Origin of the sequence: Plantactinospora sp. WMMC1484 (assembly GCF_049315195.1) — a bacterium.
Taxonomy (GTDB): domain Bacteria; phylum Actinomycetota; class Actinomycetes; order Mycobacteriales; family Micromonosporaceae; genus Plantactinospora.
The window spans coordinates 7,643,642-7,670,528 of the sequence record NZ_CP186055.1; the positions used below are offsets into that span (position 1 = coordinate 7,643,642).

The 26,887-nt window shown below is 69.3% G+C and carries 14 protein-coding genes; 2 read left to right on the top strand and 12 right to left on the bottom strand.

All coding sequences use genetic code 11. The features are described from left to right. Positions 1 to 19: 19 nt before the first annotated feature. On the bottom strand, positions 20 to 745 hold the full coding sequence (locus ACN28C_RS32750) for an LmbU family transcriptional regulator (RefSeq protein WP_422771344.1): 726 nt from the start codon (positions 743 to 745) through the stop codon (positions 20 to 22). A gap of 911 nt (positions 746 to 1,656) precedes the next feature. Here ACN28C_RS32750 and ACN28C_RS32755 point away from each other — a divergent pair. Beyond that, the gene (locus ACN28C_RS32755) at positions 1,657 to 2,313 is read left to right on the top strand and encodes an FMN-binding negative transcriptional regulator (protein ID WP_422771345.1); all 657 of its coding nucleotides are present in this window, start codon (positions 1,657 to 1,659) and stop codon (positions 2,311 to 2,313) included. 187 nt (positions 2,314 to 2,500) lie between these two features. On the opposite strand, the gene ACN28C_RS32760 is transcribed toward ACN28C_RS32755, so the two are convergent. Next, positions 2,501 to 5,788, bottom strand: a complete 3,288-nt coding sequence (locus ACN28C_RS32760) for an amino acid adenylation domain-containing protein (RefSeq protein ID WP_422771346.1) — start codon at positions 5,786 to 5,788, stop codon at positions 2,501 to 2,503. Between the two features lie 346 nt (positions 5,789 to 6,134). Between ACN28C_RS32760 and ACN28C_RS32765 the strand changes: the two genes are divergently transcribed. Further along, on the top strand, positions 6,135 to 7,397 hold the full coding sequence (locus ACN28C_RS32765) for a cytochrome P450 family protein (protein ID WP_422771347.1): 1,263 nt from the start codon (positions 6,135 to 6,137) through the stop codon (positions 7,395 to 7,397). A 52-nt stretch (positions 7,398 to 7,449) separates the two neighbouring features. On the opposite strand, the gene ACN28C_RS32770 is transcribed toward ACN28C_RS32765, so the two are convergent. The 10 genes from ACN28C_RS32770 to ACN28C_RS32815 are packed head-to-tail and all read right to left on the bottom strand — an operon-like array spanning position 7,450 to position 26,743. Beyond that, on the bottom strand, positions 7,450 to 8,448 hold the full coding sequence (locus ACN28C_RS32770) for an AfsR/SARP family transcriptional regulator (protein WP_422771348.1): 999 nt from the start codon (positions 8,446 to 8,448) through the stop codon (positions 7,450 to 7,452). Between the two features lie 30 nt (positions 8,449 to 8,478). Beyond that, positions 8,479 to 9,828, bottom strand: a complete 1,350-nt coding sequence (locus tag ACN28C_RS32775; protein WP_422771349.1) for a lysine N(6)-hydroxylase/L-ornithine N(5)-oxygenase family protein — start codon at positions 9,826 to 9,828, stop codon at positions 8,479 to 8,481. Then, positions 9,825 to 16,247 (bottom strand): amino acid adenylation domain-containing protein, encoded by a 6,423-nt coding sequence (locus tag ACN28C_RS32780; RefSeq protein WP_422774890.1) that lies wholly within the window; start codon positions 16,245 to 16,247, stop codon positions 9,825 to 9,827. The genes ACN28C_RS32775 and ACN28C_RS32780 overlap by 4 nt, the downstream gene beginning before the upstream one ends. 23 nt (positions 16,248 to 16,270) lie before the next feature. Beyond that, positions 16,271 to 17,074, bottom strand: a complete 804-nt coding sequence (locus ACN28C_RS32785; protein ID WP_422771350.1) for a ferritin-like domain-containing protein — start codon at positions 17,072 to 17,074, stop codon at positions 16,271 to 16,273. A gap of 8 nt (positions 17,075 to 17,082) precedes the next feature. After that, on the bottom strand, positions 17,083 to 17,304 hold the full coding sequence (locus tag ACN28C_RS32790; RefSeq protein WP_422771351.1) for an MbtH family protein: 222 nt from the start codon (positions 17,302 to 17,304) through the stop codon (positions 17,083 to 17,085). Then, positions 17,301 to 18,134 (bottom strand): thioesterase II family protein, encoded by an 834-nt coding sequence (locus ACN28C_RS32795; protein ID WP_422771352.1) that lies wholly within the window; start codon positions 18,132 to 18,134, stop codon positions 17,301 to 17,303. Before ACN28C_RS32795 ends, ACN28C_RS32790 begins: the two co-directional genes overlap by 4 nt. After that, positions 18,131 to 19,108, bottom strand: a complete 978-nt coding sequence (locus ACN28C_RS32800; RefSeq protein ID WP_422771353.1) for an ornithine cyclodeaminase family protein — start codon at positions 19,106 to 19,108, stop codon at positions 18,131 to 18,133. The genes ACN28C_RS32795 and ACN28C_RS32800 overlap by 4 nt, the downstream gene beginning before the upstream one ends. Positions 19,109 to 19,111: 3 nt before the next feature. Further along, positions 19,112 to 24,187, bottom strand: coding sequence for an amino acid adenylation domain-containing protein (locus ACN28C_RS32805; RefSeq protein ID WP_422771354.1), 5,076 nt, complete (start codon positions 24,185 to 24,187; stop codon positions 19,112 to 19,114). Continuing rightward, entirely contained in the window at positions 24,184 to 25,344 is a 1,161-nt protein-coding gene (locus ACN28C_RS32810; protein WP_422771355.1) for an FAD-dependent oxidoreductase, read from the bottom strand. The genes ACN28C_RS32805 and ACN28C_RS32810 overlap by 4 nt, the downstream gene beginning before the upstream one ends. 22 nt (positions 25,345 to 25,366) lie before the next feature. Then, on the bottom strand, positions 25,367 to 26,743 hold the full coding sequence (locus tag ACN28C_RS32815; protein ID WP_422771356.1) for a DegT/DnrJ/EryC1/StrS family aminotransferase: 1,377 nt from the start codon (positions 26,741 to 26,743) through the stop codon (positions 25,367 to 25,369). Between the last annotated feature and the right edge of the window lie 144 nt (positions 26,744 to 26,887).

Below are 26,887 nucleotides of genomic sequence, written 5' to 3' on the forward strand. Positions count from 1 at the left end.
CGCCGGCGGGACAGGGGGGCTACAGCCGCAGCAGGGGCGAGCCTGCGACCTGCCCCGGCGGCGCGGCCCCGTCCCCGGTGGTGCCCGCACCAAGTGCCCGCTCGGCAGCCTCGTCGAGCGCCGTCACGATCCACGAGGTCAGATCGATGCTGGCGCGCTCAGCGGCGAGCCGCCAGCATTCGAGGCGGGCTTTCTCCACCTGCACCCGCGGCAGGGCCGACGACGTGGGCTGGCTGGACGTCCCCCGCCCCCGCGCCTCCTGGACGTGCCGGCGCAGCTGATTCCGGGACCATCCGCCGCCCTCGGCACGGTCCAACCAGGCGTCCTGTTCGGCCGGTGGCAGCGAGGCCACTTCGGCGTGGTGCTGAAAGCTCAGGTTCTCTCGCCGTCTGGAGGACTCGAACTTGCGTGCAACCCAGGCGTAGTTGCGCAACGTCTGGTAGTCGAGGCCGATCCTCTCGACCGTCTTGGCGTACCTGCCCTCGTATCTGTCCTGCCCGTAGACCAGCCAGTCGCCGAGGCACCAGGCGAACGAGTCGACCAGACTGGAGAGCTTCGGTCCGGCCTCCGCCCACTGCTCGAACGTGATCCCCGACGGGAACCGCAGACCCACCCGGGTCGTGAGGATCTGGCCGTGGCCGTGCGCCGGTGCCTCCTGCTGCTCGTGCTCGCCCAGAAGAGGGCTCGTGGACTGCCTGGCGAAGTGCCGCGAACTGAGTGCCGTCTGCCTGGGTACACGCTTCACCCTGTTCCCCTTCGCGGGAGTGCTGACCTCGGATTCGTGACCTGCCGCCGTCGCGCCAACCGCTCACCAGTTCGGCACATGACCACCCCACTCGATATCGGCTCCGATTCCACGGAATCAACTTCACTCACGCGCGTCATTCGGTCAGGCAGATGGAGCGCCGAAGCCACCGAGGTCCCTCTACTGGAATTGATCTGCCGGCTCGGCAGTCAGCCCAGACCGGACGGAGATCACGCCAAGCGGCGCCAGGAAAGGCCGTCACGACACCATGACCGAGCAAACGCAGATGCCATATCGCGCGGCAATTCGTGCCCTATGCCAATTCTTGCGAGATTCATGCATTTCCCCCGTGACTCAAGCTCTTCGAGCCAGGCACCTAACCGGTGCCGCAACATCAACCGTAACGCCTGAGGGTCGGGATTTCAAGATCGACAGATCGTAATGCGTGGAACTTGCGCTGCCGAACGCTATGGCCAACCATCAGTCCGGGGGCAGGTTCCACGACTGCCCGACCCTCCGCTCCCGCGCACGCACCAGCAGGACACGGGCCACCTCTTGGCCGGGCCCACGTCAGTGGACGTCGGTCGCGCGAACCGCAGCCGAGAGGCAGCCGCAGACCGCAATCACAACCGCCAGACATCGGAGGAATACCGGAACCACTCCCGTTTCTAAAGCACCCGATCCGACCCGCTGGAACGCTTGGAAATTTCTCCTGCCGAGGGAGACCGTTCGGCGTTGGCGGATCATTCCACCCGCATCGCGGCGTACCTCATTCAAGGCCCCGCTCGCGGTCGCGCGACAACGACATGCCGCAATATACGGAGCGTTCACCGCGGCCGACCCGGGGCCTAATAGCTTGATGAACGAAGCCGCCACCGACGAAGCCGCCGCCCAGACATGACAGGAATGACATGTACGTACCAGGACAATACCAGGCGGAAGATCCGTCCTGGGCGTGGGAGCTGATCGATTCTCATCCCCTGGCCACGCTGATAACCGCGACCAATGGTGTTCCGCTGGCCAGCCATGTGCCGACCATCAGGCCTGCCCCAGAACCGCGCGACGGCACCGACCCGGCGGACTCGCAATCGATTCTGGTAGGGCACATGAACCGCGCGAACCCACAGTGGCCGGAGATCGGGCCCGGATGTCCGGCGTTGCTGGTCTACACCGGGCCCGGCCGCTACGTCTCCCCCACCGTGTACGGCATCACCCCGGCGGCTCCGACGTGGAACTTCACAGCCGTTCACGTCAACGGTTGGCTTTCGCCGCTACCGCCTGGTGAGCCTACGCTGGCGGTGATCCGGTCCACCGTGGAGGCTTTCGAGCAGCGGCACGGCACCGGCTGGGACATGACAGCGTCGTTGGGCTACTTCGATCGCCTGCTTCCCGGTGTCGGCGCGTTCGAACTGCGAGTGGACCGGGTCGATGCAATGTTCAAGCTGAGCCAGGAACAGGCTCCGGACGTCCGCAACCGGGTCGCGGCCGACATCGCATCCACCGAATGCGGCCACCACCGGGAACTCGCCCGCCTGATGGCACGGGCGGCCCGGCCGCGACAGGCCTGACCGGGCCGATCCCGCCGGTGACGCGCCCGAGGTGAGCACTCGGCGTGCGGGCAGCGGCGGGATGGCGGCCGGCTGACCCGGCGCACGGGCCGGTGGGGCGCCAACCCGCCGGCCCGCCGCCGTCGACCACGTCCTGGGCGGACGGCCGGCGACCCGCCCCGCGGGGAGACCGGCGCGGGCACGCGGCTCAGGAGACCGCAACGGCGGTGTTCGGCGCCGGGTGCGGGTCCTGGACCGCACCCGCGAGCACCTTGTCGATCTCGTGCGCCAGTTCCGCGACGGTCACCGCCTCGAACATCGACCGCAACGGCAGATCAACCCCGAGTATCTCCCGCAGCCGGTACACCACGCGGGTCACCAGCAGCGAGTGGCCCCCGAGACCGAAGAAGTTGTCCCTCCGGCCGATCCTCGCGATGTCGAGAATCTCGCCCCAGATGGCGGCGACGGCCTTCTCGGTATCGGTTGCCGGCGCGACATATCCGTCGACCGGTACCGGGTCGGGCAGTGGGAGCCGCCTGCGGTCGATCTTGCCTGAGGCGGTGCGGGGGAACGTGTCCAGCACGAGGAGTAGTCCCGGCAGCATGTAGTCGGGCAGGTCGACGCGGAGCGCGCCGCGCACCTCCTCAGGGGTCAGCTCGTGCCCAGCGCGGGGCGTGACGTATCCGATCAGTCGAGGCGCCTCGGGCACCGACGTGTCACAGACCACGGCGGCCTCCTCGACCGTCGGCAGAGCCGCCAGGCACGACTCGATCTCGCCGGGTTCGATGCGGTATCCGTGGATCTTGACCTGGAAGTCGATCCGGCCGGCGAACTCCAGGGTCCCGTCCGACCGCCACCGCGCCCGGTCACCGGTGCGGTAAAGCCGTTCGCCCCTGCCGTTGCCGGACGGATCGGGGACGAACGCCGCGGCCGTCAGGTCGGGTCGGCCCAGATATCCCCGGGCGAGGCCGGCACCGCCGACATAAACCTCGCCATAGGCTCCGACCGGCACCGGTCGCATCGTGGTGTCCAGCACGTACACGCGGAGGTTGTCGATGGGGCGTCCCATCGGGGCCTGGTCCGGCCAGTCGTCAGTGGGATGGGTGAGGCGGTTGACCGTGACGACATTGGCCTCCGTCTGTCCGTAGTGGTTGTCGAGAAACGCCTCGGGAAGGGCGGCAAACATCCGTCGCACCGACGGGCCGATCCGCTGCCGGTCACCGGTGGTGGCCACGTCCCGCAGCGAGGCGAACTGCTCGGGATGCTGTTCGGCGTGCCGGGCGAGATGTTCGGCGACGACGGTCGGAAGCACCGTGGTGGTGATCCGGTGTGCCTCGATGAGACGGCCCAGCGCCGGGATGTCGCGGCGGACCTCCTCCGGCACGACGACCAGTGTGCCGCCGGTCCACCAGGCCAGCATGACCTCCAACAGGTAGGTGTCCGGACTCATCGAGTAGAACTGGAGCACCTGCGGTCGTTCCCGATAGTGCCGAACGAACCAGTTCATCATGTTCAGCTTCGAGCGGTGGGTCATCATGATGCCTTTGGGACGTCCCGTGGAGCCGGAGGTGTAGACCACATACAACAGGTTGTCCACGCCGGCACGTCGTGGCAGGTTGTCCGCCGTCCGTTGGGCGATCCGCTGCCAGAGCTCCTCGTCGAGGCACAGCACCGGTGTCTCCACGCCGTTGACCGGCTCCGCCGCCGGGCTGACGCCAGCGCCGACGATCTCTGCCGTCCCACCCGTCACCAGGCCCGCCGTCTGGGGATCGACAAGCACCAGCGTGGCACGCGAGTCGTGGACCAGAAACCTCAGTCGCGACGACGGTTCCGACGGGTCCAGTGGAACGTAGGCGCCGCCGGCCTTGATGACGGCCAGGACGGTGATCAGCGCACGGGTGCCACGCGGCAGACAGACGCCCACCACTGTCTCCGGCCCCACCCCGAACTCGCACAGGTACGAGGCCAGCCTGTTCGCCTCGGCATTGAGCTGCCGGTAGGTGAGCCGCTCACTGCCGGACACGACCGCCACCCGGTCCGGATGCGCCTCGACCTGGTACTCCACGTGCTCGGCGACGGTACGGACGGCGAGGGCGGGAGCCGTTTTCCCGGCGCTCCAGCCGTCCAGCAGCGCCCGCTCCGCATCGGTGACTCGCACCAGTTCGGAGATCCGCGTGCCCGGCTCCGCCACGGCGGAGGCGACCAGCGCCGTGTACTGATGCGCGAAGTGCTCCATGGTCGCCTGTTCGAAGAGGTCCCGGGCGAAGATGACCCGCCCGAGCATTCCGCCGTCCGGCGTCTCGAAGACGTGTAGCTCGACATCGAAGCGCGTCGTCACCGTCCCGCTGCGGAACTCCTCTACCGCCAGGTGCGGCAGGTCCAGCTCACCGCGCTCGACACCGGTGCCCGTGCTCAACAGACCGAACAGAATCTGGACCACCGGGTTGCGACTCAGGTCGCGGGGTGGCGCCAGATCCTCGACGATGCGGTCGAACGGAACGGCCTGGCGCGCGTACGCCTCGAGTGCGGTGTCCCGGACCCGCCCGACAAGCTCGGTGAACGTCGGGTCGCCGGTGAGGTCGATGCGGAACGGCAGGGTGTTGGCGAAGAAGCCCACGGCGCCGCGCAGCTCCGGGTCGAGCCGGCCGTACACCGGTGACCCGACCAGCAGGTCAGACACGCCCGCCAGCCTCGACAGCAGGAGTCCGTAGGCCGCCAGGGTGACCATGAACGGGGTCGCACCGATCTCGGCGCACAGGGCTCGGACTCCGCCTGCGACCTCGTCGGCGACGGGGAACGTGAACTCTCCCGCCGCGGCCGACGGCACGGCGGGCCGGCGGCGGTCGGACGGCAGTTCCAGGGTGATCGGCGCGTCCGCCAGGTGGCGTTGCCAGTACTCGAGTTGTTCCGCCGTCTCACGCTCACCGATCTGCGCGTGCTGGCGCAGCGCGAAGTCGGCGTACTGGACCGGCGGCTTCGCCGGTGGGGGCGTGGACCCACGCGAGTACGCCCGGTACGCCGCGGTCAGATCCTCGGTGAGCACCACCAGGGACCAGCCGTCGAACACGGCGTGGTGGGCGGTGCACAGCAGGACGTGGTCCTCGTCGGCGAGGCGGAGCAGCGCAACCCGGAACAGTGGCCCGGCGCTCAGGCTGAAGGGCGTGTCCACCTCGGCGGCCGCCAACCACCGCGCCGACGACTCCGGGTCGTCCGCGTCGCGGAGGTCGATGAGCCGCAGTTCGCCGCCGTCCGCGTCGATCACCTGGTACGGCTCACCGTCTACCGTCTCGATGCGGGTACGTAGCACCTCGTGCCGGTCGACGACGTGGTGCACGGCCCGCTGTAGGGCATCGCGGTCGAGCCGACCCCGGATCCGGTACCCGAACGGAATGTTGTACGCCGCGCGTCCGGGAAGTAGGCGGTCGATGAACCAGAGTCGACGCTGAGCGTAGGAGAGCGGCGCGCGACGGTGTTCGTTACGAGTGGGATCGGTCATGACCCTCCGATCGAAGTTCCTGCGGACGTTCCAGGCGGGTATGCCGGGCAGCGCGGCCCTTGACCCGCAGCCACCCGCCCGTCGCTGGCACGTTTCCGGCGGGCGCCGACGCCTCACCGCGGTGTCCCGGCGGTCAGCGACTGTCGCGATTCTCGCGATCCGGAGTGTCACAGGGCTTTCAATCCGCCGTCGGCGTCCCGCCTCGCTCCGCCGAGGCCCGTTGGCGGGGCCTGGGCATGGCCCGGACCGCGTCGCTCAGCCGGACAGCGCGCGGACAGCGCCCCAACAGGGCCCGCTGCCAGGATGCGAACGAAGCGCTCACTCGTCCGTATGAAAGGCGGCCAGCATGGTGCATGTGGAGTTGCCGGAGTTCGTCAGACGCGACGGCCGGGGCGACCCGGACGTGTACCGCCACTTCGACTGGATGCGGTCCACCATGCCGGTGGGTTCGGTGGTCGGGCCGGACGGTGAGGGCACCGCCTGGCTCGTGACCTCGTACGAGCACGCTCGAGCCTGTCTGGCCGATCCACGGCTGAGCAACGAACGACGCCACTCGGCGACCGCCACCGAGGGTGAGGACGAGGACGAGGGCGATCTGCTCGGTAAGGACCCGCCGCAGCACACCCGGCTCCGCAAGCTGGTGAGCCCCATCCTGAGCCGCGGTGCCGTCGCGCGGCTACGCCCCCGCATCACGGAGGTGTGCTCCTCGCTCATCGACGCGTTCGCCGCCCGCGGCACCGCCGACCTCGTCGCCGAGTACGCGTGGCCGATCCCGTGGGCGGTGGTGCACGACCTTCTCGGCATCCCGGAATCGGAACGGATGTCCGCCAGCCGGTGCATCGACCGCTTCCTCGTCGCCGGTTACCACGAACAACAGCGCCAGGGACGCCCGACACCAGCGACAGACGAATTGATGGGGTACATCCGGGAACTCATCGCCTACAAGCGCCGGCATCGCGGCGACGATCTCACCACGGTCATGATCGACGGCTTCGACCGCAACGACATTCAGAGCGAGGCCGAACTCGAAGGCATGCTCTACGTGATACTCGGCGCCGGGCAGGTGAGTACCGGTCCGATGATCGCCGCTGCGACGCTGCGGCTCCTCGAAGATCCCGCACAGCTGACGAGGCTCCACGCCGGGGAGACGGACTGGCGGCTCGTCATCGAAGAGGCACTGCGCTACGACGCACCGGTGCAGACCTCCGTCAGCCGCTACGCGCTGACCGACCTGGAGCTCGGGGGCGTACGCATCGCCAAGGGTGACAGAGTGATCGTCTCGCTCGCCGCCGCCAACCGGGACCCGGCGCGTTTCCCCGACGCCGCGCGGTTCCAGCCCGATGCCGAGCGTCCCTCGCACCTGGCCTTCGGGCACGGCATCCACCTTTGTGTGGGCGCGCCTCTGGCCAGGTTGGAGGGCGAGATCTGCCTGCGGGTGCTCTTCGACCGGCTGCCCTCGCTACGGCTCGCCGTACCGGCCGGTGACACGGCGTGGGCGCTGGGGCCCGAGCTACGCAGCCCCCGCGAGATCCCGGTGCGCTTCGACCCGGAGCTGGTCACGCCGTCGCGCCCGCAGCCGCCCGCGTCGCACTCGCCCGAGGCGGGCTAGAGTCCCACCAGCCTGCACACGGACGCCTCGGCCGGTCCGCGAGGCGCCACCGTCACCGCTGCCCGAGCACCGCGTCCGCGATCTGGTCCAGCGGCAGCGACCTGCCCGCGCCCGCGAACGACAGGGCGAGTGCTCCGGCCCCCTGCAGCGACGCCTCGGGGGGCTCGGACCGCGGTTCGACGGGGGCGGCGGCCCAGGGCGTGGGTTCGGAGCGTGGGCCGCCGGCATGCCGCTGGCCGACGACGAGCCCCCGCACCCGAGGGCCGGCCCGACCACCCGCCGCACCCGTGGCCGGCGCGACCGTAGGAGTCTGCGGATCGAGCAGCGTCAGGTGCGCCTCGCGCAGCACGTCGGACGGGTCCACGCCCAGTTCGTCGGCGAGTCGGCGGCGCATCCGCCCGTAGGCCCGCAGTGCCTCGGCCCGCCGCCCGACGGCCGCCATCAGCATCAACAACCTGGCGTGTAGCGGCTCGTCGAACGGCAGGTGGGCGGCGAGCCGTTCCACCAGCGGCAGCGCCAGGGCGGCCCGGTCCAGCCTCAGCGCCACGTCGCCCAGCTCGTAGGTGCGCTCCAGGCGGTCGCGCTCCAGGGCGAGCACAGTGGGGTCCATCCGCAACCATTCCGAGGACTCCGCGAGGACCGGGCCTCGCCAGACCCGCAGCGCGCGCAGCAATGCCTCGAACCGGGCGTCCGGCGTGTCGGCCTCGTCCGCCCGGCGGGCCAACGTCGAGAAGCGTGCCGCGTCGAGCTGGTCCGGTCCGACGATGATGCGGTACCCGGCCCCGGAGTGCTCGATGCCGACGTTCCGGTCGCCGGCGTCGCCGATCATCCGGCGCAGCCGCGCCACGGCGCAGTGCAGGGCGTTACGGCTCACGTCGGCCTCGGCCCAGGTCAACGATGCCAGCCGGCGGTGGCTCACCCAGGCGTTCGCGTGGATCAGGAGGGCGCCGAGCAGATGGTTGACGACGGTGCCCCGCACATCGAGCGGTAGCCCGCTGGCCCGCACCTGCAGGGCGCCCAGAAGACCGAAGGTGACGTCGTTCCTCGGCATGAACCGGTCCTCCCGGTACAGGTCACGGCATCAGGGCCCGCACGCCGGGGGTCCTGTCCCCGATCCGGCTGCGATCGACCTGGTGATCTCACCAGCCCGGATCGCGCTGTTGGACAGCAACGAGGCGGATATCCCGTGTGTCTCCTCGGTGCCGCCCTGCAGGTAAACCGCGCAGTCGACGCCGCCGGTCGTGACCACACGATAGTCGCGCTCGAAGCACAGGGCACCCTTGTCGTCCAATTTGCAGTACTGCACGAAGTCGCCGAGCATCGGGATCGGGTCGGCCGGCCGGTATCCGGTGGCGTAGACGACCACGTCCGAGGCGAACCGCCGTACCTGCCCGGTCGGCAGGTGCTCGACGGTGACCCGCATCCCCGCCGGTTCGGGCTCCAGGCTCTGGACCCGGGAGGAGTTGAGCATGTGCAGGCGCCGCGGTCCGTGCACGCTCTCGTCGTACACGCGCCGGTACAACTCGGCGATGAGGTCGGCGTCGACAGCGGAGTAGTTGGTGTTCGCGTGGTAGCCCAGCAGCATCCTCTTGACCGACGGTGGCGAGTGGAAGAACAGGTCCACCGCCGCCGGGTCGAAGATGCCGTTGACGAACGGACTGTCGTCGGCAGGGCTGTATCCGAAGCGGGCAAACACCGAGTACACCGTCGCCGCCCGGAACCGTCGGTGCAGGTACTCCGTCACCTCTGCGGCGCTCTGGCCGGCACCGACCACGGTCATGGTCAGCGGCGCGGCGTCGTCGAGTTGGTTGGCGCGATCCAGCAACTCGCAGCTGTGCCAGACGCGCTCCGACAGGGTGACACCAGGCGGCGTCGTGGGCACCAGGCCGCAGGCGAGGACCAGGTTGCGGGTGCGGGACACCGTGGTCCTGCCACCTGACCGGGCCACCACGTCCAGCTGGGCGACGCGCCCGTCAACCACCACCGGACGAACCTCGACGACCTCGCTGCCGTACTGGACGACGTGGTCGAACGCCGTTGCCGCCCAGGTGAGGTAGTCGTTGAACTCGACACGTGAGGGGAACAGCGCCTTTTGGTTGATGAAGCTCGCCAGCCGCCCCTTCTCGTGCAGGTACTTGAGGAAGGTGAACGGACTGGCCGGGTCCCGCAGCGTCGCGAGGTCCTTGAGGAACGACACCTGCAGCGTGGCTCCCTCGATCAGCATGCCGCGGTGCCACCCGAATCGTTGCTGCTTCTCGACGAAGGCGAAGGTCAGTCGGCCGTCCCGAGGCGCAGTCCCGGCCTCGCTCCGCCTGGCCACGGCGTCGTTGTGGCTTCGCAGGGCGACGGCGAGCGCCAGGTTCGACGGCCCAAAGCCCACCCCTAGGACGTCGAGGATGGCCGCCGCTGCGGTGTCCGCAGCTGTGTTCATGGCTTCTCCGTTCGGTGAAGTTCGATCAGGGTGGCCATCGCCGCCACCGTGCGGTGGTCGAAGATCGCCCGCAGGGGCAGATCCAGTCCGAACGTGCGGCGCAGTTCGGCGACGACCTGGGTGGAGAGCAAGGAGTGACCGCCCAGCCCGAAGAAGTCGTCTGTCACACCGACCTGGTCCAGGTGCAGGATGCGTGCCCACACCTCGGCGATCGCCGCTTCGAGCTCGTTGCGGGGAGCCACGAAGCCGTCACCGTCGGGTGTCGCCACCGGAAGCCGATCAAGATCGATCTTTCCCGACGGCAGACGCGGCAGTTCCGGCAGCACCACGAAGACCGAGGGAACCATGTACTCGGGGACCCGCTCGGCGAGATCGGCGCGCATCTCCGCCGCGGAGGGTGCCAGCATGCCCCTGGCCACCACGTAGGCCGCAAGGACCGGGTCACCGGCCGGGCCGTCGACGGCGCGCACGGCGGCCTCGCGCAGGCGGTTGTTGGCCAGCAGGGCGGCTTCGATCTCGCCGGGTTCGACGCGGTATCCACGGATTTTGACTTGGCGGTCGGCGCGTCCCAGGAACTCCAGGTTGCCGTCGTGGCGCCAGCGGGCGAGGTCCCCGGTGCGGTAGAGCCGTTGCCCGGCGACCGTGGCGAACGGGTCGGGCACGAACCGTTCGGCGGTCAGGTCCGCACGGCCCACGTACCCCCGGGCCACCGCGGTGCCGCCGATGTACAACTCACCGGCCATACCCACGCCGACCGGTGCGCCCTGTTCATCGAGCAGGTACACGGTCACGTTCGGCAGCGGGCGACCGATCGGTGGCCGTGCCTGCCCCGGCTCCACGGTGCAGGCGGTGGCGACCACCGTGTTCTCGGTGGGGCCGTAGTGGTTGCAGACCGTGAGCCTCGCGCCGGGGTCCGGCTGGGCCGGGGGCGGCAGGGTCAGCGTGTCGCCACCGGTGAGCAGGTACCGCAGCCCGGTCGTCGGAAGCCCTCTGCGCAGCAACAGTTGCGCCATCGGGGTGGGAACGAACGCCACAGTCGTCTGCGCGAGCTGGAAATGCTCGGCCAACAGATCGACGGAGGCCTCCACGCCGGGATCCGGGACCACCATCCGGGCGCCGGAGAGCAACGCGCTCCATATCTCCCAGCCCGCGGCGTCAAACGACGGATTGGCAACCTGACTGACCACGTCGCGGCCGTCGAGCCGGTACCGCTCGACATGCCAGTCGACGAGATTCAGCAACGAGCCGACGGTGACCGCCACGCCCTTGGGTTGTCCCGTGGAGCCGGAGGTGTAGATGACGTAGGCCAGGTTGTCGAGTGAGGCCGGCGACACCGGCACCGCCCGGGCATCGGCCTCGGACTCCGGCTCCGGTAGCGCGCCGACGTCGACCGCCTCCACACCGGCGGACAACCCCGCGACACCCGCCGCATCGGTGAGCACCAACCGGGCCCCGGCATTGTCGAGCATGTAGGCACTCCGCTCGACCGGCTGCTGCGGGTCCAACGGCAGATAGGCCGCACCCGCCTTGAGCACCCCCAGCACCGCCACCACCAGGTCCACCCCACGCGGCAGACACACCCCCACCACCTGCTCGACGCCCACCCCACGACCCGCCAACAACCCCGCCACCCGGTCAGCCCGCGCATCCAACTCCGCGTAGCTCAACCGCTGCCCACCACCAACCACCGCCGGCGCCTGCGCAGACCTCGCCACCTGCTGCGCGAAACGCTGCACCAACGTCCGCCCACCGACCCGGTCCACACCGGTGTCGTTCCACCGCACCAACACCTGCGCCAACTCGTCACCAGGCACCACCGCAAGCCGCGAACACCGCTGACCCGCATCAGCGGCCACCGACTCCAACAACCGCCGATAATGCCCCGCGAACCGACGCATACTCGCCTCGTCGAACAAATCCCGCGCAAAGATCAACTGACAATCCCACCCGTCCGCCCCACCCACACAATGCAACTCCACATCAAACCGAGTCGTCACCGACTCCTCGGGGGCGGCGGTGACTCGCGTGCCGTCGAGCTCCAGACGCACCATTCGGTCCGCCGTCTGGAACAGTTGGAAAAAGACCTGCACGAGTGGGTTGCGGCTGAGGTCACGCGTGGGCGCCAACTCCTCCACCAGCCGGTCGAACGGCACGTCCTGATTCGCAAAAGCGTCCAGAACCGTCTCCCGCACCCGACCCAACAACTCCACAAAACTCGGATCGTCCGACACATCCGACCGCATCACCAACGAATTGACAAAAAACCCGACCAACGACTCCAACCGCGCCGACACCCGCCCCGCCGCCGGCACACCAACCACCACATCCGACACACCGCTGTAACGCGCCAACAACACCTGAAACGCCGCCAACCCCACCATGAACAACGTCGCCCCAGAACCCGAAGCCAACTCCCGCAACCGCGCCACCACCGACGCATCCACCCGGAAATCAACCAACCCACCCCGATACGACGGCACCGCCGGACGCGGCCGATCCACCGGCAACTGCACCGCCTCCGGCACACCCGCCAACCGCTCCCGCCAATACGCCAACTGCTCCCGCACCACCGGCTGCGTCATCCGCTCCCGCTGCCACACCGCATAATCGCCATACTGCACCACCAACTCCGGCAACTCCGGCCGCCCACCAACCAACAACGCCGAATACGCCGCCGACAACTCCCGCTGAAAAACCCCAATCGACCACCCATCAAAAACACTGTGATGAAAAGTCGCCAACAACACCTGATCCTCATCATCCAACCGCACCAACATCACCCGGTACAGCGGACCACCACCCAGATCAAAAACACCCTCCGCCTGCTCCCGCGCCAACACCCCCAACCGCTCGAACCGATCCACCGCCCCCCGCAGATCCACCACCCGCAACCCCGCCACCGCACCCAACCGCACAAACGGCTCCCCACCCACCACCTCGAAACAACACCGCAACACCTCATGCCGCTGCACCACCACATCCAACGCCCGCGCCAACACCCCCACCGCCAACCGACCACGAATCCGGTAGGCCAGCGGGAGGTTGTAGGCGATCAAGCCCGGCTGCAACTGGTCCAAGAACCACAACCGGCGCTGCCCGAACGACGGTACCCACCGCTCCCCCCGCGCCACCGGCTCCAGCCGCACCTCGTCTGGGCCGGTCGACCGGCCGGCAACGGCGACGGCCAGCGTGGCCACGGTCCGGTTCTCGAAGATCGCCCGCAACGGCAGCTCGATCCGCAGCGCGCTCCGGACCCGTGCCACGACCTGAGTCGCCAACAGCGAGTGACCACCGAGTTCGAAGAAGTCGTCGTCGACGCCGACGGCCGGTACGCCGAGGGTCTCCGCCCAGATGGCCGCGATCGTCGCCTCTTCGGCCGTGCGGGGCGCTACCCGGTCCCCGGACTCCTCCACCGGCGCCTCGGCCGGACTCGGCAAGCTCGAGTGGTCCACCTTGCCGGTCGCCGTGAGCGGCAGGGTCGACAGCGCGACGACCTGCGCCGGCACCATGTACTCCGGCAGCGAGGCACGCAGGATGGCGCGGAGTGCCGAGCCGGGTGGCAGGGCCTGGCCCGCGGGGACGGCGTACGCGACCAATCGAGTGTCACCGGTGCGGCCCCGGTCGGCGACGACGAGGGCTTCGGCGACATCCGGATGCCGGAGCAGGGCGGCTTCGATCTCGCCGGGTTCGATCCGGTATCCACGGATTTTGATCTGGCGGTCGGCGCGTCCCAGGAACTCCAGGTTGCCGTCGTGGCGCCAGCGGGCGAGGTCCCCGGTGCGGTAGAGCCGTTGCCCGGCGACCGTGGCGAACGGGTCGGGCACGAACCGTTCGGCGGTCAGGTCCGCACGGCCCACGTACCCCCGGGCCAGACAGTCTCCGGCCACGTAGATCTCGCCCACGGCACCGGGCGGAACCGGCAGGAAGTGCTGATCGAGCAGGTAGATCCGGGTGTTGGCGATCGGCTTGCCGATGCCCGGAAACTCCGGCCAGTCGGCCGGGTCACCGGTCAGACGGCCGGCGGTGATCACATGTGCCTCGGTGGGACCGTACTGGTTGTCGATCACGACCCCGTCCCCGGCGGTCGCCAGCTCGCGGATCTCCGCAGTGATCTGGAGTTGTTCGCCTGCGGGTACGACCTCCCCGAGTGACAGCCGACGGCCGATGCGCCGCGCCGCGAGCGCGATCTGTGCCAGCACCGCAGGCGGGCAGTGCAGCCGTCGCACCTGTTCGGCGGCGAGCACGTCGAGCAGGTGTTCCGGGTCGCGCCGCTGCTCGTCGGTCACGAGCACCACGTAGCTGCCCCCCAGCCAGGCAGTGAACATCTCCTGGAACGAGATGTCGAAGAAGATCGACGAGAATTGGAGCACCGGCCCGACGACCTGGCTGCGCCGCAACTGCCAGTCGATGAGGTTCGCCAACGGCCCGTGCGACATCGCCACGCCCTTGGGTTGTCCCGTGGAGCCGGAGGTGTAGATGACGTAGGCCAGGTTGTCGAGTGAGGCCGGCGACACCGGCACCGCCCGGGCATCGGCCTCGGACTCCGGCTCCGGTAGCGCGCCGACGTCGACCGTCTGCACACCGGCGGACAACCCCGCGACACCCGCCGCATCGGTGAGCACCAACCGGGCCCCGGCATTGTCGAGCATGTAGGCACTCCGCTCGACCGGCTGCTGCGGGTCCAACGGCAGATAGGCCGCACCCGCCTTGAGCACCCCCAGCACCGCCACCACCAGGTCCACCCCACGCGGCAGACACACCCCCACCACCTGCTCGACGCCCACCCCACGACCCGCCAACAACCCCGCCACCCGGTCAGCCCGCGCATCCAACTCCGCGTAGCTCAACCGCTGCCCACCACCAACCACCGCCGGCGCCTGCGCAGACCTCGCCACCTGCTGCGCGAAACGCTGCACCAACGTCCGCCCACCGACCCGGTCCACACCGGTGTCGTTCCACCGCACCAACACCTGCGCCAACTCGTCACCAGGCACCACCGCAAGCCGCGAACACCGCTGACCCGCATCAGCGGCCACCGACTCCAACAACCGCCGATAATGCCCCGCGAACCGACGCATACTCGCCTCGTCGAACAAATCCCGCGCAAAGATCAACTGACAATCCCACCCGTCCGCCCCACCCACACAATGCAACTCCACATCAAACCGAGTCGTCACCGAGTCGACCGGGAAGGGTTCGACCTGCAGGCCCTCCAGGGGCAGGGTGTCACCCGGCGAGAAGAGGTCGAACCAGGTCTGCACGAGTGGGTTGCGGCTGAGGTCACGCGTGGGCGCCAACTCCTCCACCAGCCGGTCGAACGGCACGTCCTGATTAGCAAAAGCGTCCAGAACCGTCTCCCGCACCCGACCCAACAACTCCACAAAACTCGGATCGTCCGACACATCCGACCGCATCACCAACGAATTGACAAAAAACCCGACCAACGACTCCAACCGCGCCGACACCCGCCCCGCCGCCGGCACACCAACCACCACATCCGACACACCGCTGTAACGCGCCAACAACACCTGAAACGCCGCCAACCCCACCATGAACAACGTCGCCCCAGAACCCGAAGCCAACTCCCGCAACCGCGCCACCACCGACGCATCCACCCGGAAATCAACCAACCCACCCCGATACGACGGCACCGCCGGACGCGGCCGATCCACCGGCAACTGCACCGCCTCCGGCACACCCGCCAACCGCTCCCGCCAATACGCCAACTGCTCCCGCACCACCGGCTGCGTCATCCGCTCCCGCTGCCACACCGCATAATCGCCATACTGCACCACCAACTCCGGCAACTCCGGCCGCCCACCAACCAACAACGCCGAATACGCCGCCGACAACTCCCGCTGAAAAACCCCAATCGACCACCCATCAAAAACACTGTGATGAAAAGTCGCCAACAACACCTGATCCTCATCATCCAACCGCACCAACATCACCCGGTACAGCGGACCACCACCCAGATCAAAAACACCCTCCGCCTGCTCCCGCGCCAACACCCCCAACCGCTCGAACCGATCCACCGCCCCCCGCAGATCCACCACCCGCAACCCCGCCACCGCACCCAACCGCACAAACGGCTCCCCACCCACCACCTCGAAACAACACCGCAACACCTCATGCCGCTGCACCACCACATCCAACGCCCGCGCCAACACCCCCACCGCCAACCGACCACGAATCCGGTAGGCGACGTCCGCCATGTTGTAGGCGAGGATTCCGGGCTGCAACTGGTCCATGAACCACAACCGGCGCTGCCCGAACGACGGTACCCACCGCTCCCCCCGCGCCACCGGCTCCAGCCGGATGCCCTGTTCGTCGGCGACCGCCGAGCCCGTCATACCGTTGAGTCGACGTCGCAGCAGTTCGGCGCGGTCGGTGGACAGGTCTCCTGCACTACGGATCATGGATTCTCCCGAGGTCTCCACCGTCACTGGACGGCCCACACCGGATGGTTTCGGCGGTACGCCTGCAGTTCCGGCCCATCCGGGCGGGCGGCGAAGATGATCGACATTCGCTTCTGATGGCGGCGACGCATCCAACCCGCCACGCGCCCGGGGAGCACGCCCCTGTTGAGTTGGCGGACCAGGGTCTCGATCGAGTTGAGATCGCTGTAACGCACGACGAACTCCTCGCTGCGCAACAGATCTTCGGCGGACGTCTCGCACAGCAGGCGCGCGCCCACCCCTCGCGTCAGGTAGTTCATCCCGAGACCGACGTGTCGCGACTCGTCCCGGCGTACGAGTCGGTAGACGTCCGCAAGGCCGGTCGAGCGCAGACCGCGGACGAACCACAGGAACTCGTCGGCTGCGAACCCCTCGAGGAGCATGTGCGCCAGCGCCCGGTCGGCAGGATGCGCCATGGCCATCAGGCCGCGCGAAAGCGCGTCGATGGGCTCGGGTGGAGGTGCCACCGCTCCACCGATCGTCTCGGCGTAGTAGGCGAAGACGGCGCTGTGTCGTCCCTCGTCGCCGACGGCGGTGGCGCCGATGAGCTTGGCGGTGGCGTCTGGGCTCTCCGTCACGATGACGCTTGCCGCCTCCAGGCCCAGTTGTTCGGCGTAGACGCTCCCACTGGCCAGGTTCCAGGTCAGCTCCAGCATCGGGTCGGTGGGGCGGATCTTCTCCAGTGCAGCCCGCGCGGTGACCTTGGGGTCCCACGTCGAACGCCGGGCGTCCGCCAGGAACCTCTCGGTCACCTCGTCGATCTGCCGGTCGTACCTGACCAGTGCCATGTCCGTCCTCAGGTCGTCTCGTGGCTGCCAAGCGCGGTGCGTACACTCAGCGGCGTGATGTCGGTCCAGACCTCACGGACATGGGCCAGACAGTCGTCCTTCGTGCCGACGAATCCCGCGTCCTCCCAGCCAAGCGGGTTCTCCCGCTCCTCCGGCCAGATGGAGTACTGCTCCTCGTGGTTGACCACGACCCGGTACCGGGTCGTCAACGCCTGGTCGGTCTGGCTCACTGGGTCCCTCCCAAGATCGCCCCATCGGGGGTGGACAGGTGGCGTAGCAGGCGCCGGGTGAGATCGACGGCGACCGCCTCAGGATGCTGCTGGAAGTAGAAGTGGTCCCCGGGGAACATCCGTGACTCGAACGTTCCTTCGGTGATGTCAGCCCAGCCCGCGATCGCGGGAGCGGACGCGTCCGGGTCGTCGACCGAGCCGTACGCGACAAGGGGGCACCGGACGACCGCCCCCGGCGTGAAGCGATGGTTCTCGACCATGCGAAGGTCCGCGCGCAGGATCGGCAGCATCAGCTCCAGCAGTTCGGCAGAGTCGAACACCTCGGGCGGCGTACCGCCCATCGCCTTCATCGCCACGGTCAGTTGCGCGTCGTCGAGCAGATGCAGGCGATTCTCGCGCGGCCACCCGGGGGCGGGCTGACCCGAGACGACCAGGCACGCCAGCGGGGCCCTGCGGGCCTGCAGGCGGAGGGCCAGTTCCAGCGCGAGGATCGCGCCCATGCTGTGTCCGAACAGCACGACCCGGTCGGCCAGCATGGGCTCGATCTCGTCGGCGAGCTGACCGGAAAGTTCACCGACGTCCCTGGCCGCGGACAGGTGGAACCGGGTGCCCCGGCCGGGAAGCTCGGCAGCCCAGATGTCCAGCGCGCGGGAGAGCAACGGCAGCCAACTGTCGTAGCCGTTCGCCGACCCGCCGGCGTACGGGAGGCAGAACAACTGCGGGCGCCCGCCCGTGACCCGGCCGATCGGGCGGAACGCCCGTTCTTCCCACCGGTCCCGCTCACCGGGCTGGTCGTTCGACGGCGGGTCGGGTCGCGTCGCGGCGGTCAACTCGCACCCACCACGACACCGGCGCCGCGTTCGACCGCCCGCTCGTACACGACGCGGGCGGCGACGAGGTCCTCGACGGCCAGACCGAGCGACTTGAACAGGGTCGTGGCGCGGGGATCGGTACGTCCCGGGTGCCGCCCCGCGATCACCTCGCCGAGCTCCGCCCTGATGTGGCTGGCATCGATAACCCCCTCGGAGATCGGCACGAGCACGTCACCGGCTTCACGCAGGGCGGCCTCGCGGCTGTCCACGTAGACCTCGGCGCGGCGTACCAGGGCGGTCGGCAGTTCTCGGCAGGTCGCCCCGAACGCCCCCACGCCGTTGATGTGCACGCCCTCGGGAGCGATGCTGCTGTCCGCGACGACCGGGCTGGCCGAGGAGGTCGTCGTACAGATCACATCGGCGTCCTTCAGGGCCGCGTCGGGATCGTCGCTCAGCTCCGCCGGCAGATCCCGTTGCCGCGCCCACCCGACGAGTTGCTCGGCGCGTTCGGCGGTCCGGCTGAACACGGAGATCCGCGACCAGTCACGCAGGTCGGCGAGGGCGGCTAGGTGCGCCCGTCCCTGCACGCCGGCGCCGATGACGGCCAGGCGCGACGCCTCGGGCCGAGCCAGCAGCGCCGTGGCCCGGGCGGTCACCGCGGCCGTCCGGATCTCGGTCAGCGCGACTCCGTCGATGACGGCGAGCGGCTCCCCGTACGTGGGGTCGAGGAGGATCAGCACGCCCTGCACGTGCGGGAGACCGCGTTCGGCGCTGCGGTCGAACATGGACAGCACTTTCAGGCCCATCCCCGCGTCGGCGCTGGCCGACGGCATGATGAGTACCCGTCCCGGGCTGGTCGTCGACTCCACGGTCACCCGTGGGTGTTGCGCGACGCGACCGGTGCTGAAGTCGGCGAGCGCCTCGCCCATCGCTTGCACCAGCTCTCGAGGCGACAGTATGGATCGCACCGTCGCACCGTCAATTACCCGCATCTCTTAGCTCCTTTCGTGTCCCGCCGGCCCGTTCCCCGCAGCGTGGGGCGTGGTGTCGTGAACGGCGGCGGCGACATCGTCGTCTGTCATGGCCTCGATCTGTGCCACCACGGCCGCCGCCACCGTCGCGGCCAACTCCCGGACGGTCCGGTTCTCGAAGATCGCCCGTAGCGGTAGTGCGATGTCGAAAGCAGTCCGGATCTCGTGGACGACGCTGGTGGCCATCAACGAGTGGCCGCCCAGACCGAAGAAGTCGTCATCGATGCCGACCTGTCCGGACAGGTGTCCCGCCCAGATGTCCGCGATGATCCGTTCGTGTGGCTGCAGGATCGCCGAATCCCGCTCGGCGTCACCCCGTTGGTCGTCGAGCGCGGCCAGTCCGGCGCGGTCGAGCTTGCCGGCGGCGGTGAGCGGCAGCGCCGGCACGGTGACGAACGCCGAGGGGATCATGTAGCTCGGCAGCCGGGCGAGCAGGAACCCACGCAGGGTCTTCGGGTCGGGCGCGCCGTCTCGACGGGGAACCACATAGGCCACCAGGCTCCGATTCGCCCCGTGACCCACGGCCAGCACCGCGGCCTCCGCGACATCCGGATGGCCGGTGAGGCTCACCTCGATCTCGCCCAGCTCGACACGGTGTCCGCGTATCTTGACCTGGTGGTCGGTCCGGCCGAGGAACTCGAGGCGGCCATCGAGGGTCCAGCGGGCGAGATCGCCGGTGCGGTAGAGGCGCGTTCCTGGTTCGACACCGAACGGATCCGGCACGAAGCGGTCCGCGGTGAGGTCCGGACGACCGATGTAGCCACGGGCGAGGCAGGTGCCGCCGACGTACACCTCACCCGCGGCCCGTGGCGGCACCGGCCGCATCCGCTCGTCGAGCAGGTAGATGCGGGTGTTCGCGATCGCGCTACCGACCAGGGGAAACACCGGCCAGTCCTGCGGGTCGCCCGAGAGCATCTCGGCGGTGACGACGTGCGCTTCCGTCGGTCCGTACTGGTTGTCGAGGACGACGCCGGGGAGCCGGCGCAGTAGGTCACGCACCTCGGCGGTCAGGTGCAGTTGTTCACCGGCGGTGGCGATCTGTGCGAGCGGCGGCAGTTCGGTACCGCCCGCAGCCGCCTGCGCGATCTGTTCCAGCACCAGCGGGGTGCAGAACAGCCGCCGCACGCCGTTGGCCGTCATCACCGCGAGGAGTTGCTCCGGATCGCGCCGCTGGTCCCGGTCGAGCAGGACGACCGGGCGGCCGCAGAGCCAGCTCGAAAACATCTCCTGGAACGAGATGTCGAAGTGCAGGGCGGAGAACTGCAGCGTGGGTCCGGCCGGCTCGGCCCGACGAAGCTGCCAGTCGAGTAGGTTGAGCAGCGGCCGGTGGGTCATCACCACCCCCTTGGGGCGCCCGGTGGAGCCGGAGGTGTAGATGACGTACAACAGGTCGTCCGGCGCCGCGGTCCGGGTCGGGTCGGTGGCGACACAGCTGGCGATGACGGCCGAGTCGGCGTCCACGCACACCACGGACAGCGGCAGGTCGGGCGCCAGAGCGGTGAGGGTGAGCACGACTTCCGCGCCGGCGTCGGCGAGCATGAAGGCGACCCGCTCGCCCGGGCTGTCGACGTCGACGGGCAGGTACCCGGCGCCCGTCTTGACGACCGCCAGCAGGCCGACGACGGCGTCCAGCCCCGGCGGCAGGAACAACGCGACGACCTGGCCGCGCCGGACGCCGCACCCGCGCAGGTGGTGGGCCAGGCGGTTCGCGCGACGGTTCAACTCGGCGAACGACATCCGGACGCCGTCGAAGACCAACGCCACCTCGTCCGGCGTACGGGCGACCTGCTCCTCGAAAAGCGTCGGGACCGTACGGTCGGCGCGATACGGTGCGGCTGTGTCGGTCCAGCCGTGCAGGATCCGGTCGCGCTCCTCGTCGAGCAGCATGTCGACCTCGGACAGCGGTATGTCCGGCCGCGCCGCAGCCAGCCGGGCGAGGTTTTCGAAGTGTCGCGCGTACTGTTCGACGGTTTCGCGCTCGTACAGGTCGGTGGCGTAGACCAGTTCTCCGTCCAGCGCCCCCGACGGGCTGTCAGACAGGTGCAGCTCCAGGTCGAACCTGGTCGCGACGGTGGCCGGCGGATGCCAGCGACTCGTCGCGCCGGGCAGGTCCAACGAGTCCGGCGCGGAGAACAGGTCGAACCAAATCTGCACCACCGGGTTGCGATTCAGGTCGCGGGCCGGCGCAAGATGCTCGGCCAGGCGCTCGAAGGGCAGGTCCTGGTGGGCATAGGCACTCGTCGCGGTGTCCCGCACCCGCTCCACGAGACCGGCGAACGAAGGGTCGCCTGACAGGTCGGCCCGCATCGGCAGCGTGTTCACGAAGAAGCCGACCATGTCCTCGAAGTCCGACCCGGGCCGGCCGACCGACGGGCAGCCGACGACGAACGCGTCGCGCCCGGTGTAGCGCCCGATGAGCAACTGGTAGACGGCGAAGGTCACCATGAACAGCGTCGCCCGCCGTTGGTCCGCCAGCCGCCGCAGTTCCACCACGACGGGTGCCGGAAGGCGTACCGGGACGGCGGCTGCCCGGTACGAGGGCACCGCCGGGTGGGGCCGGTCCCCCGGCATCTCCAGGACGAGGTCGAGCCCCGACAGTCTGCGGGACCAGTAGCCGACGACGTCGCTGATGCGCTCCTCCGACAGGTGCCGCCGCTGCCACGCCACGAAGTGCCGGTACTGCCGGCTCGACGCGGGCGTGCGAGGCCGCCCGACCAGGGCGTCACGGTAGGCGTCGGACAGGTGCCGCTCGAACGGTCCCAGCGACCAGCCGTCGAAGACCAGGTGGTGCACGACCACCAGCAGCAGGTGTTCGGTCGGGCCGATCCGCAGCACAGTGGCCCGCATCAGCGGTCCGACCGCGAGGTCGAACGGTTTTGCCGCCTCGACGCGGGCGGCCTTCTCAGCCTCCGCCGGCGAGACGACGGCCCGGACCGTGAGCTGGCCGATCACCTGTTCCGGCGGCAGCAACCGGACCCGTGGACGGCCGTCCGCTGCGACAATCGTGCCACGCAGGCACTCGTGCCGGACGGCGACCGCGCGCAGCGCCTCGGTGAGGGCGGTGACATCCAGTCTTCCGCTGACCTGGTAGCCCACGCAGACGTTGTAGGCGATGTTGCCGGTGTTCAGCTGGTCGAGAAACCACAGCCGCCGCTGGGCCAGGGAAAGCTCGTACGGCGCCACATCCGCCTCGTCGGCGGGCACGTCCCGGGTCGGTGGCGCGTCCGCTGCGGCCCTTGCCAGGGCAGCCACGCTGCGGTGGGTGAACACGTCGTGCACTTCCAGGTGTACGCCGAGCACGGCGCCGGCCTGCATGGCTATCCGGGTGGCGCCCAGCGAGTCGGCCCCGAGGGCGAACACGTCGTCGTCGGCGCCGACGACGCCCAGGCCCAGGACAGCCCGGACCACCTCGGCGATCGCCCGCTCGGTATCGGTGCCGGGCGGTCGCGCGCCCTGCGCCCGGGTCAGGGCGGGCAGTCGACCACGGTCGATCTTGCCGGTATCGGTGACAGGCAACCGATCCACCACGGACACATGGCGGGGCATCATGAACGACGGCAACCGCTGGGCCAGGAGATCGCGCAAGGCGCTCTCGTCGACCCCGTCGCCGGCAGGCACCACGTAGGCGGCCAGGCACGGTGCGCCGGGCCCGTCGTGGACGGGTACCACGGCGACGTCGGTGACCGCCGCGAAACGGCGCAGCGTCGCGGCCACCTCGCCTGGCTCGATCCGGTGGCCGCCCACCGACACCTGGTCGTCGAGCCGGCCCAGGAAGACCAGGTTGCCGTCGTCCTGGACCCTGACCAGGTCACCGGTGCGGTACATCCGCATCCCGGGCTCTCCGTGGAAGGGATCCGGCAGGAAGAGCTCCGCGGTCAGGTCGGCGACACCGGGGTAGCCGCGTGCCACGCCCCGACCGCCGAGGAACAGTTCGCCTGGCAAGCCCTGGGCGACAGGTCGTAGGTCCTGGCCCAGCACGTACGCGCGCGCCCCGACGATCGGAGTGCCGATCGGTGACCTCTCGTCGTCCTCCTGGTCGGTGCACGACCAGGAGGTGGCAGCCACGGTGGCTTCGCTGGGACCGTACTGGTTGTACAGCCGGATCCACGGCGCCACGGAGCGCAGGCGCCGTGCCGTGGACGGCGGCAGTTCCTCACCGCCGCAGGTCAGCAGGCGTACCGGGGCCAGCCGAATGCCCGCCTGCGGCTCGTCCAGCAGATGGCGCAACAGGGTCGGCACGACGTCGAGCAGGGTGACGCCCTCGGCCGAGACGACGTCCAGCAGCCTCGCCGGCTCGAATCGCTCGTCGCCGTCGCCCAGCACGAGGCTCGCTCCGGTCAACAGCGGTAGCAGCAGTTCCCGTACGGACGCGTCAAATCCAGGCGCGTGAGTGGGTAACAGCCGGTCGTCCGGGCGTATCCGGTACTCCCCTGCCGTCCACCGGATGAGGTTCAGCAGGGCGCCTTGTCCCACCCCGACAGGTTTCGGCGCTCCCGTCGATCCGGAGGTGAAGACGACGTACCCGAGGTTGTCCGGCCCGACCCGCTGCGGCGACCGTGCCGGCGGGTCAGGTGCCAGCGACTTGTGAGCGGCGACGATCGGCACCGCGCCGCCGATGGACGCGTCGGACAGCCCTCGGGGTACGAGCACGCAGCGCGCGCCGGCCGCGCGCACCAGGTGGGCCAGGCGTTCCCGGGGGTGGGCCGAATCCATCAACAGGAAGGCGGCGCCACGCCTGGCCACGGCCAGGACGGCCGCGACCAGGTCCACCCCGGGACGTAGGCACACACCCACCACCGATTCCACCCCGACGTGATCGGGCAGCGCATCGGCCAGCGCGTCGGCCCGGTGGTCCAGCTCGCGGTAGGAGAACCTGCGGCCGGCACTGACCACCGCCGTCGCGTCCGGAGCGGATGCGACCACCCGGGCGAACGCCTCGGCGATGCCGTCGACGCCGAGGCCCGTCGTGGTCGTGGACGGGGCAGGGCCGGCCAGCGGCGGTACGGGCTCCGGCTCGCGGTCTCGCGTGGAGAGCGTCATGAGCCCGGCAGGAGGTCGGCTACGTCACGGGCCACCGCGCCCCGCAGCGCCAGGTCGACACAGACCTGGCCCAGCATCGGGATGAACTTGAAGATCCAGCCCGAGGTGCAGTAGACGACTCGTTCGGCACCCGGGACCCGGCCCACACGGAACGCCTGATGATGCTCGTCGGGCAGCGTGACCAGACATGTCGACGCCTGCAGGGGCGTCGGGTCGAGGTTCGGCAGGTGCCGGGCGACCCACGCGGAGAGCCTGGCCATGTCGTCGTCCCGGGCCACGCCGGTGGCCTGCGTGGCGTCGGAAAGCGGGTGTGCCTCCGAGTCGGGCGCGACCCGGACCAGGTCGCGGCGACCCCACGGGCTGCGGCCGAACCCGTAGTAGAGGGCCTCGTCGGCCTCGGTGGGCGGTTCGAAGGCGAACCACGTCGGATAGTCGAGCGACGGGTCCCGCAACCGGAAGTAGGCCGACGGCATCTCGAAGGTCCGCATCCCGAGCCGGAGCCCCAGCGCTTCCAGCAGCGGTGAAGTGCCCGCACCGGCGGCGACGACTACGGTACGGGCACGGACGCTGCCGTCACCGGTGATCACCTCCACGTGGTCGCCGGTAGGTTCCAGACCCAGGACGGACACCTGGGGCCGAATGTCGGCCCCGCCGGCCACCGCCAGCGTGTACAGCGCCCAAAGTGTCCCCCGCACATCGATCACGCCGCCGTCAGGCTGGTAGAAACCCTGGTAGTGCTCCGGCAGGTTGGCGAACCCGTACCGCTTCTCGATGTCCCGGGCCCCGACCCACTCGTAACCGAGGGACAGTCGCTCCAGCACGGCCGCCGCCGCCCGGATCTGCCCCTCGTTGCTGTCCTGGTCGATGTCGCCGAACCACAGGCTGCCGGTGCGATGGACCAGCGGACGGTCGATGGCCTGCTCCAGTCGATCCCACACGGGGACGGACGCGAGCACCAGGCGGGCCAGCTGTTCCTCGCTGTACTGCACACGCCACTGCCGCTCGGCGCCGCCGGAGCTTCCGTTGTCGTGGAAGAGCGGTCCCCGCTCGAAGAGCGCAACGGACAGCCCCGCGGCACTCGCCTGCCACGCCGCTGCCAGACCGACAGCACCACCGCCGATCACGGCGACGTCGAACGTCCTGTCCGCGCTCGTCATCAGATGCTCCCCTCAGCCGTCACTAGGAACGGGTCCCGTAGTCCAGCGCGTCGCCGAGCGCGGCGACCATCGTCTTCACGTCGACATCGCCGAAGCCCGGGTGGCACGGCAGGTTGATCTGTTCCTCGAACCAGCACCGCTCGGCGACCGGGCAGTCGCCGAGCCCATTGCCTCGGTTGCGCCACTCGGGTAGCAGATGCACCGGGAAGTACCGCAGCCACACGTCCACCCCGAGTTGCACCAGGCGCTCGACGACCCGGTCCCGCACGATCCCCTGTTCCGGCCGGACGAACATCGTGTACAGGTGGTACGAGTGGCGAACGCCGTCGTGCGCCACCTGGAGTCGCACACCCGGATGAGCCGCAAGGGCCTCGTCGAGCTGAGCCGCGACGCGTCGCCGCGCCTCGGTGAGCGCCGCCAGCTTTCCGAGTTGCACCAGGCCTACGGCAGCGGCCGGCTCACTCAGCGTGGCGTTGGTCCCAGCGGCGCGTACTCCGACGCACTCGCTGCTGTGGGCCAGCCCGTCGAACATGGCGCGCGGTACCTTCGGCAGGTCCGGTGCGGCCGGCCGGTACACCGCGTCGCATTCGTTGTTGCGCAGCCGAATGATGCGCTCGGCCCAGTCGTCACGGTTCAGCGTCAGCATGCCGCCCTCGCCGAGGGTGGTGATGTTCTTCGTCGAGTGGAAGCTGAAGCAACCGATGTCGCCGAGTGCTCCCGGCCGATCGCCGAGGTACTCGGCGCCGAGTGCGTGAGCGCAGTCCTCAATGATGACGAAATCGTGACGCTGCGCCAGTTCCCGAATAGTGGTCATGTCGGCCGGCAGGCCACCGTAGTGGACGATGATCACCGCCTTCGTGCGGTGGTTCACCAGTTCCGCGAGCCTCCGCACGTCCACGTTCAGCGAGTTCGGATCGACGTCACAGAAGCGCACCGTCGCCTGGTAGTCGAGCAGCGGCTGCGCCGTCGCCTGATAGGTCTGCGGCGTCACCACGACCTCGTCGCCCGGCTGCAGGTCCAGGAGTTGGATCGCCAGCCGGAGAGCGACGGTTCCGCTGGTCACCGTGAGGGCGTGCCTAGCACCCGTGTGGGTCTTGAACGCTTCCTCGAACTTTTGCCTCCAGGAGCCCTGCGACAACCGCTCGCGCGACAGCAGCAGATCGGCGACGGCCCTTATCTCCTCGTCACCGAGAATGCTGCCCAGTGTGGGATACAAAACTCCGGGCCGTGTCGGACTTGTCAAGATCAGGCCCTCTCGAATCGGGCCGTACGCGAGACCCTGCGACCAGTTCCGCCATGGTCTCGACATCGGCTGCCATACGGCGTCCCGATGAATTCTGTTCGGCCTGCCTGTCAGCTCACTTTCGTCGGCCCGTTGCCGAATCGGCCAGTCCGTCACACGCCGGAGTCCACGTCGCCCGTGCCGTTCCGGCACGTCGGGAACCCCCGCCCTGTCCCGCCGGCGGGACACGACCCGAGCCCCCGAGGGGCCGGCCGAGTCGGGTCTTCTGCGCGGATGCCGCCGACGCGTCGGCGACGAGCC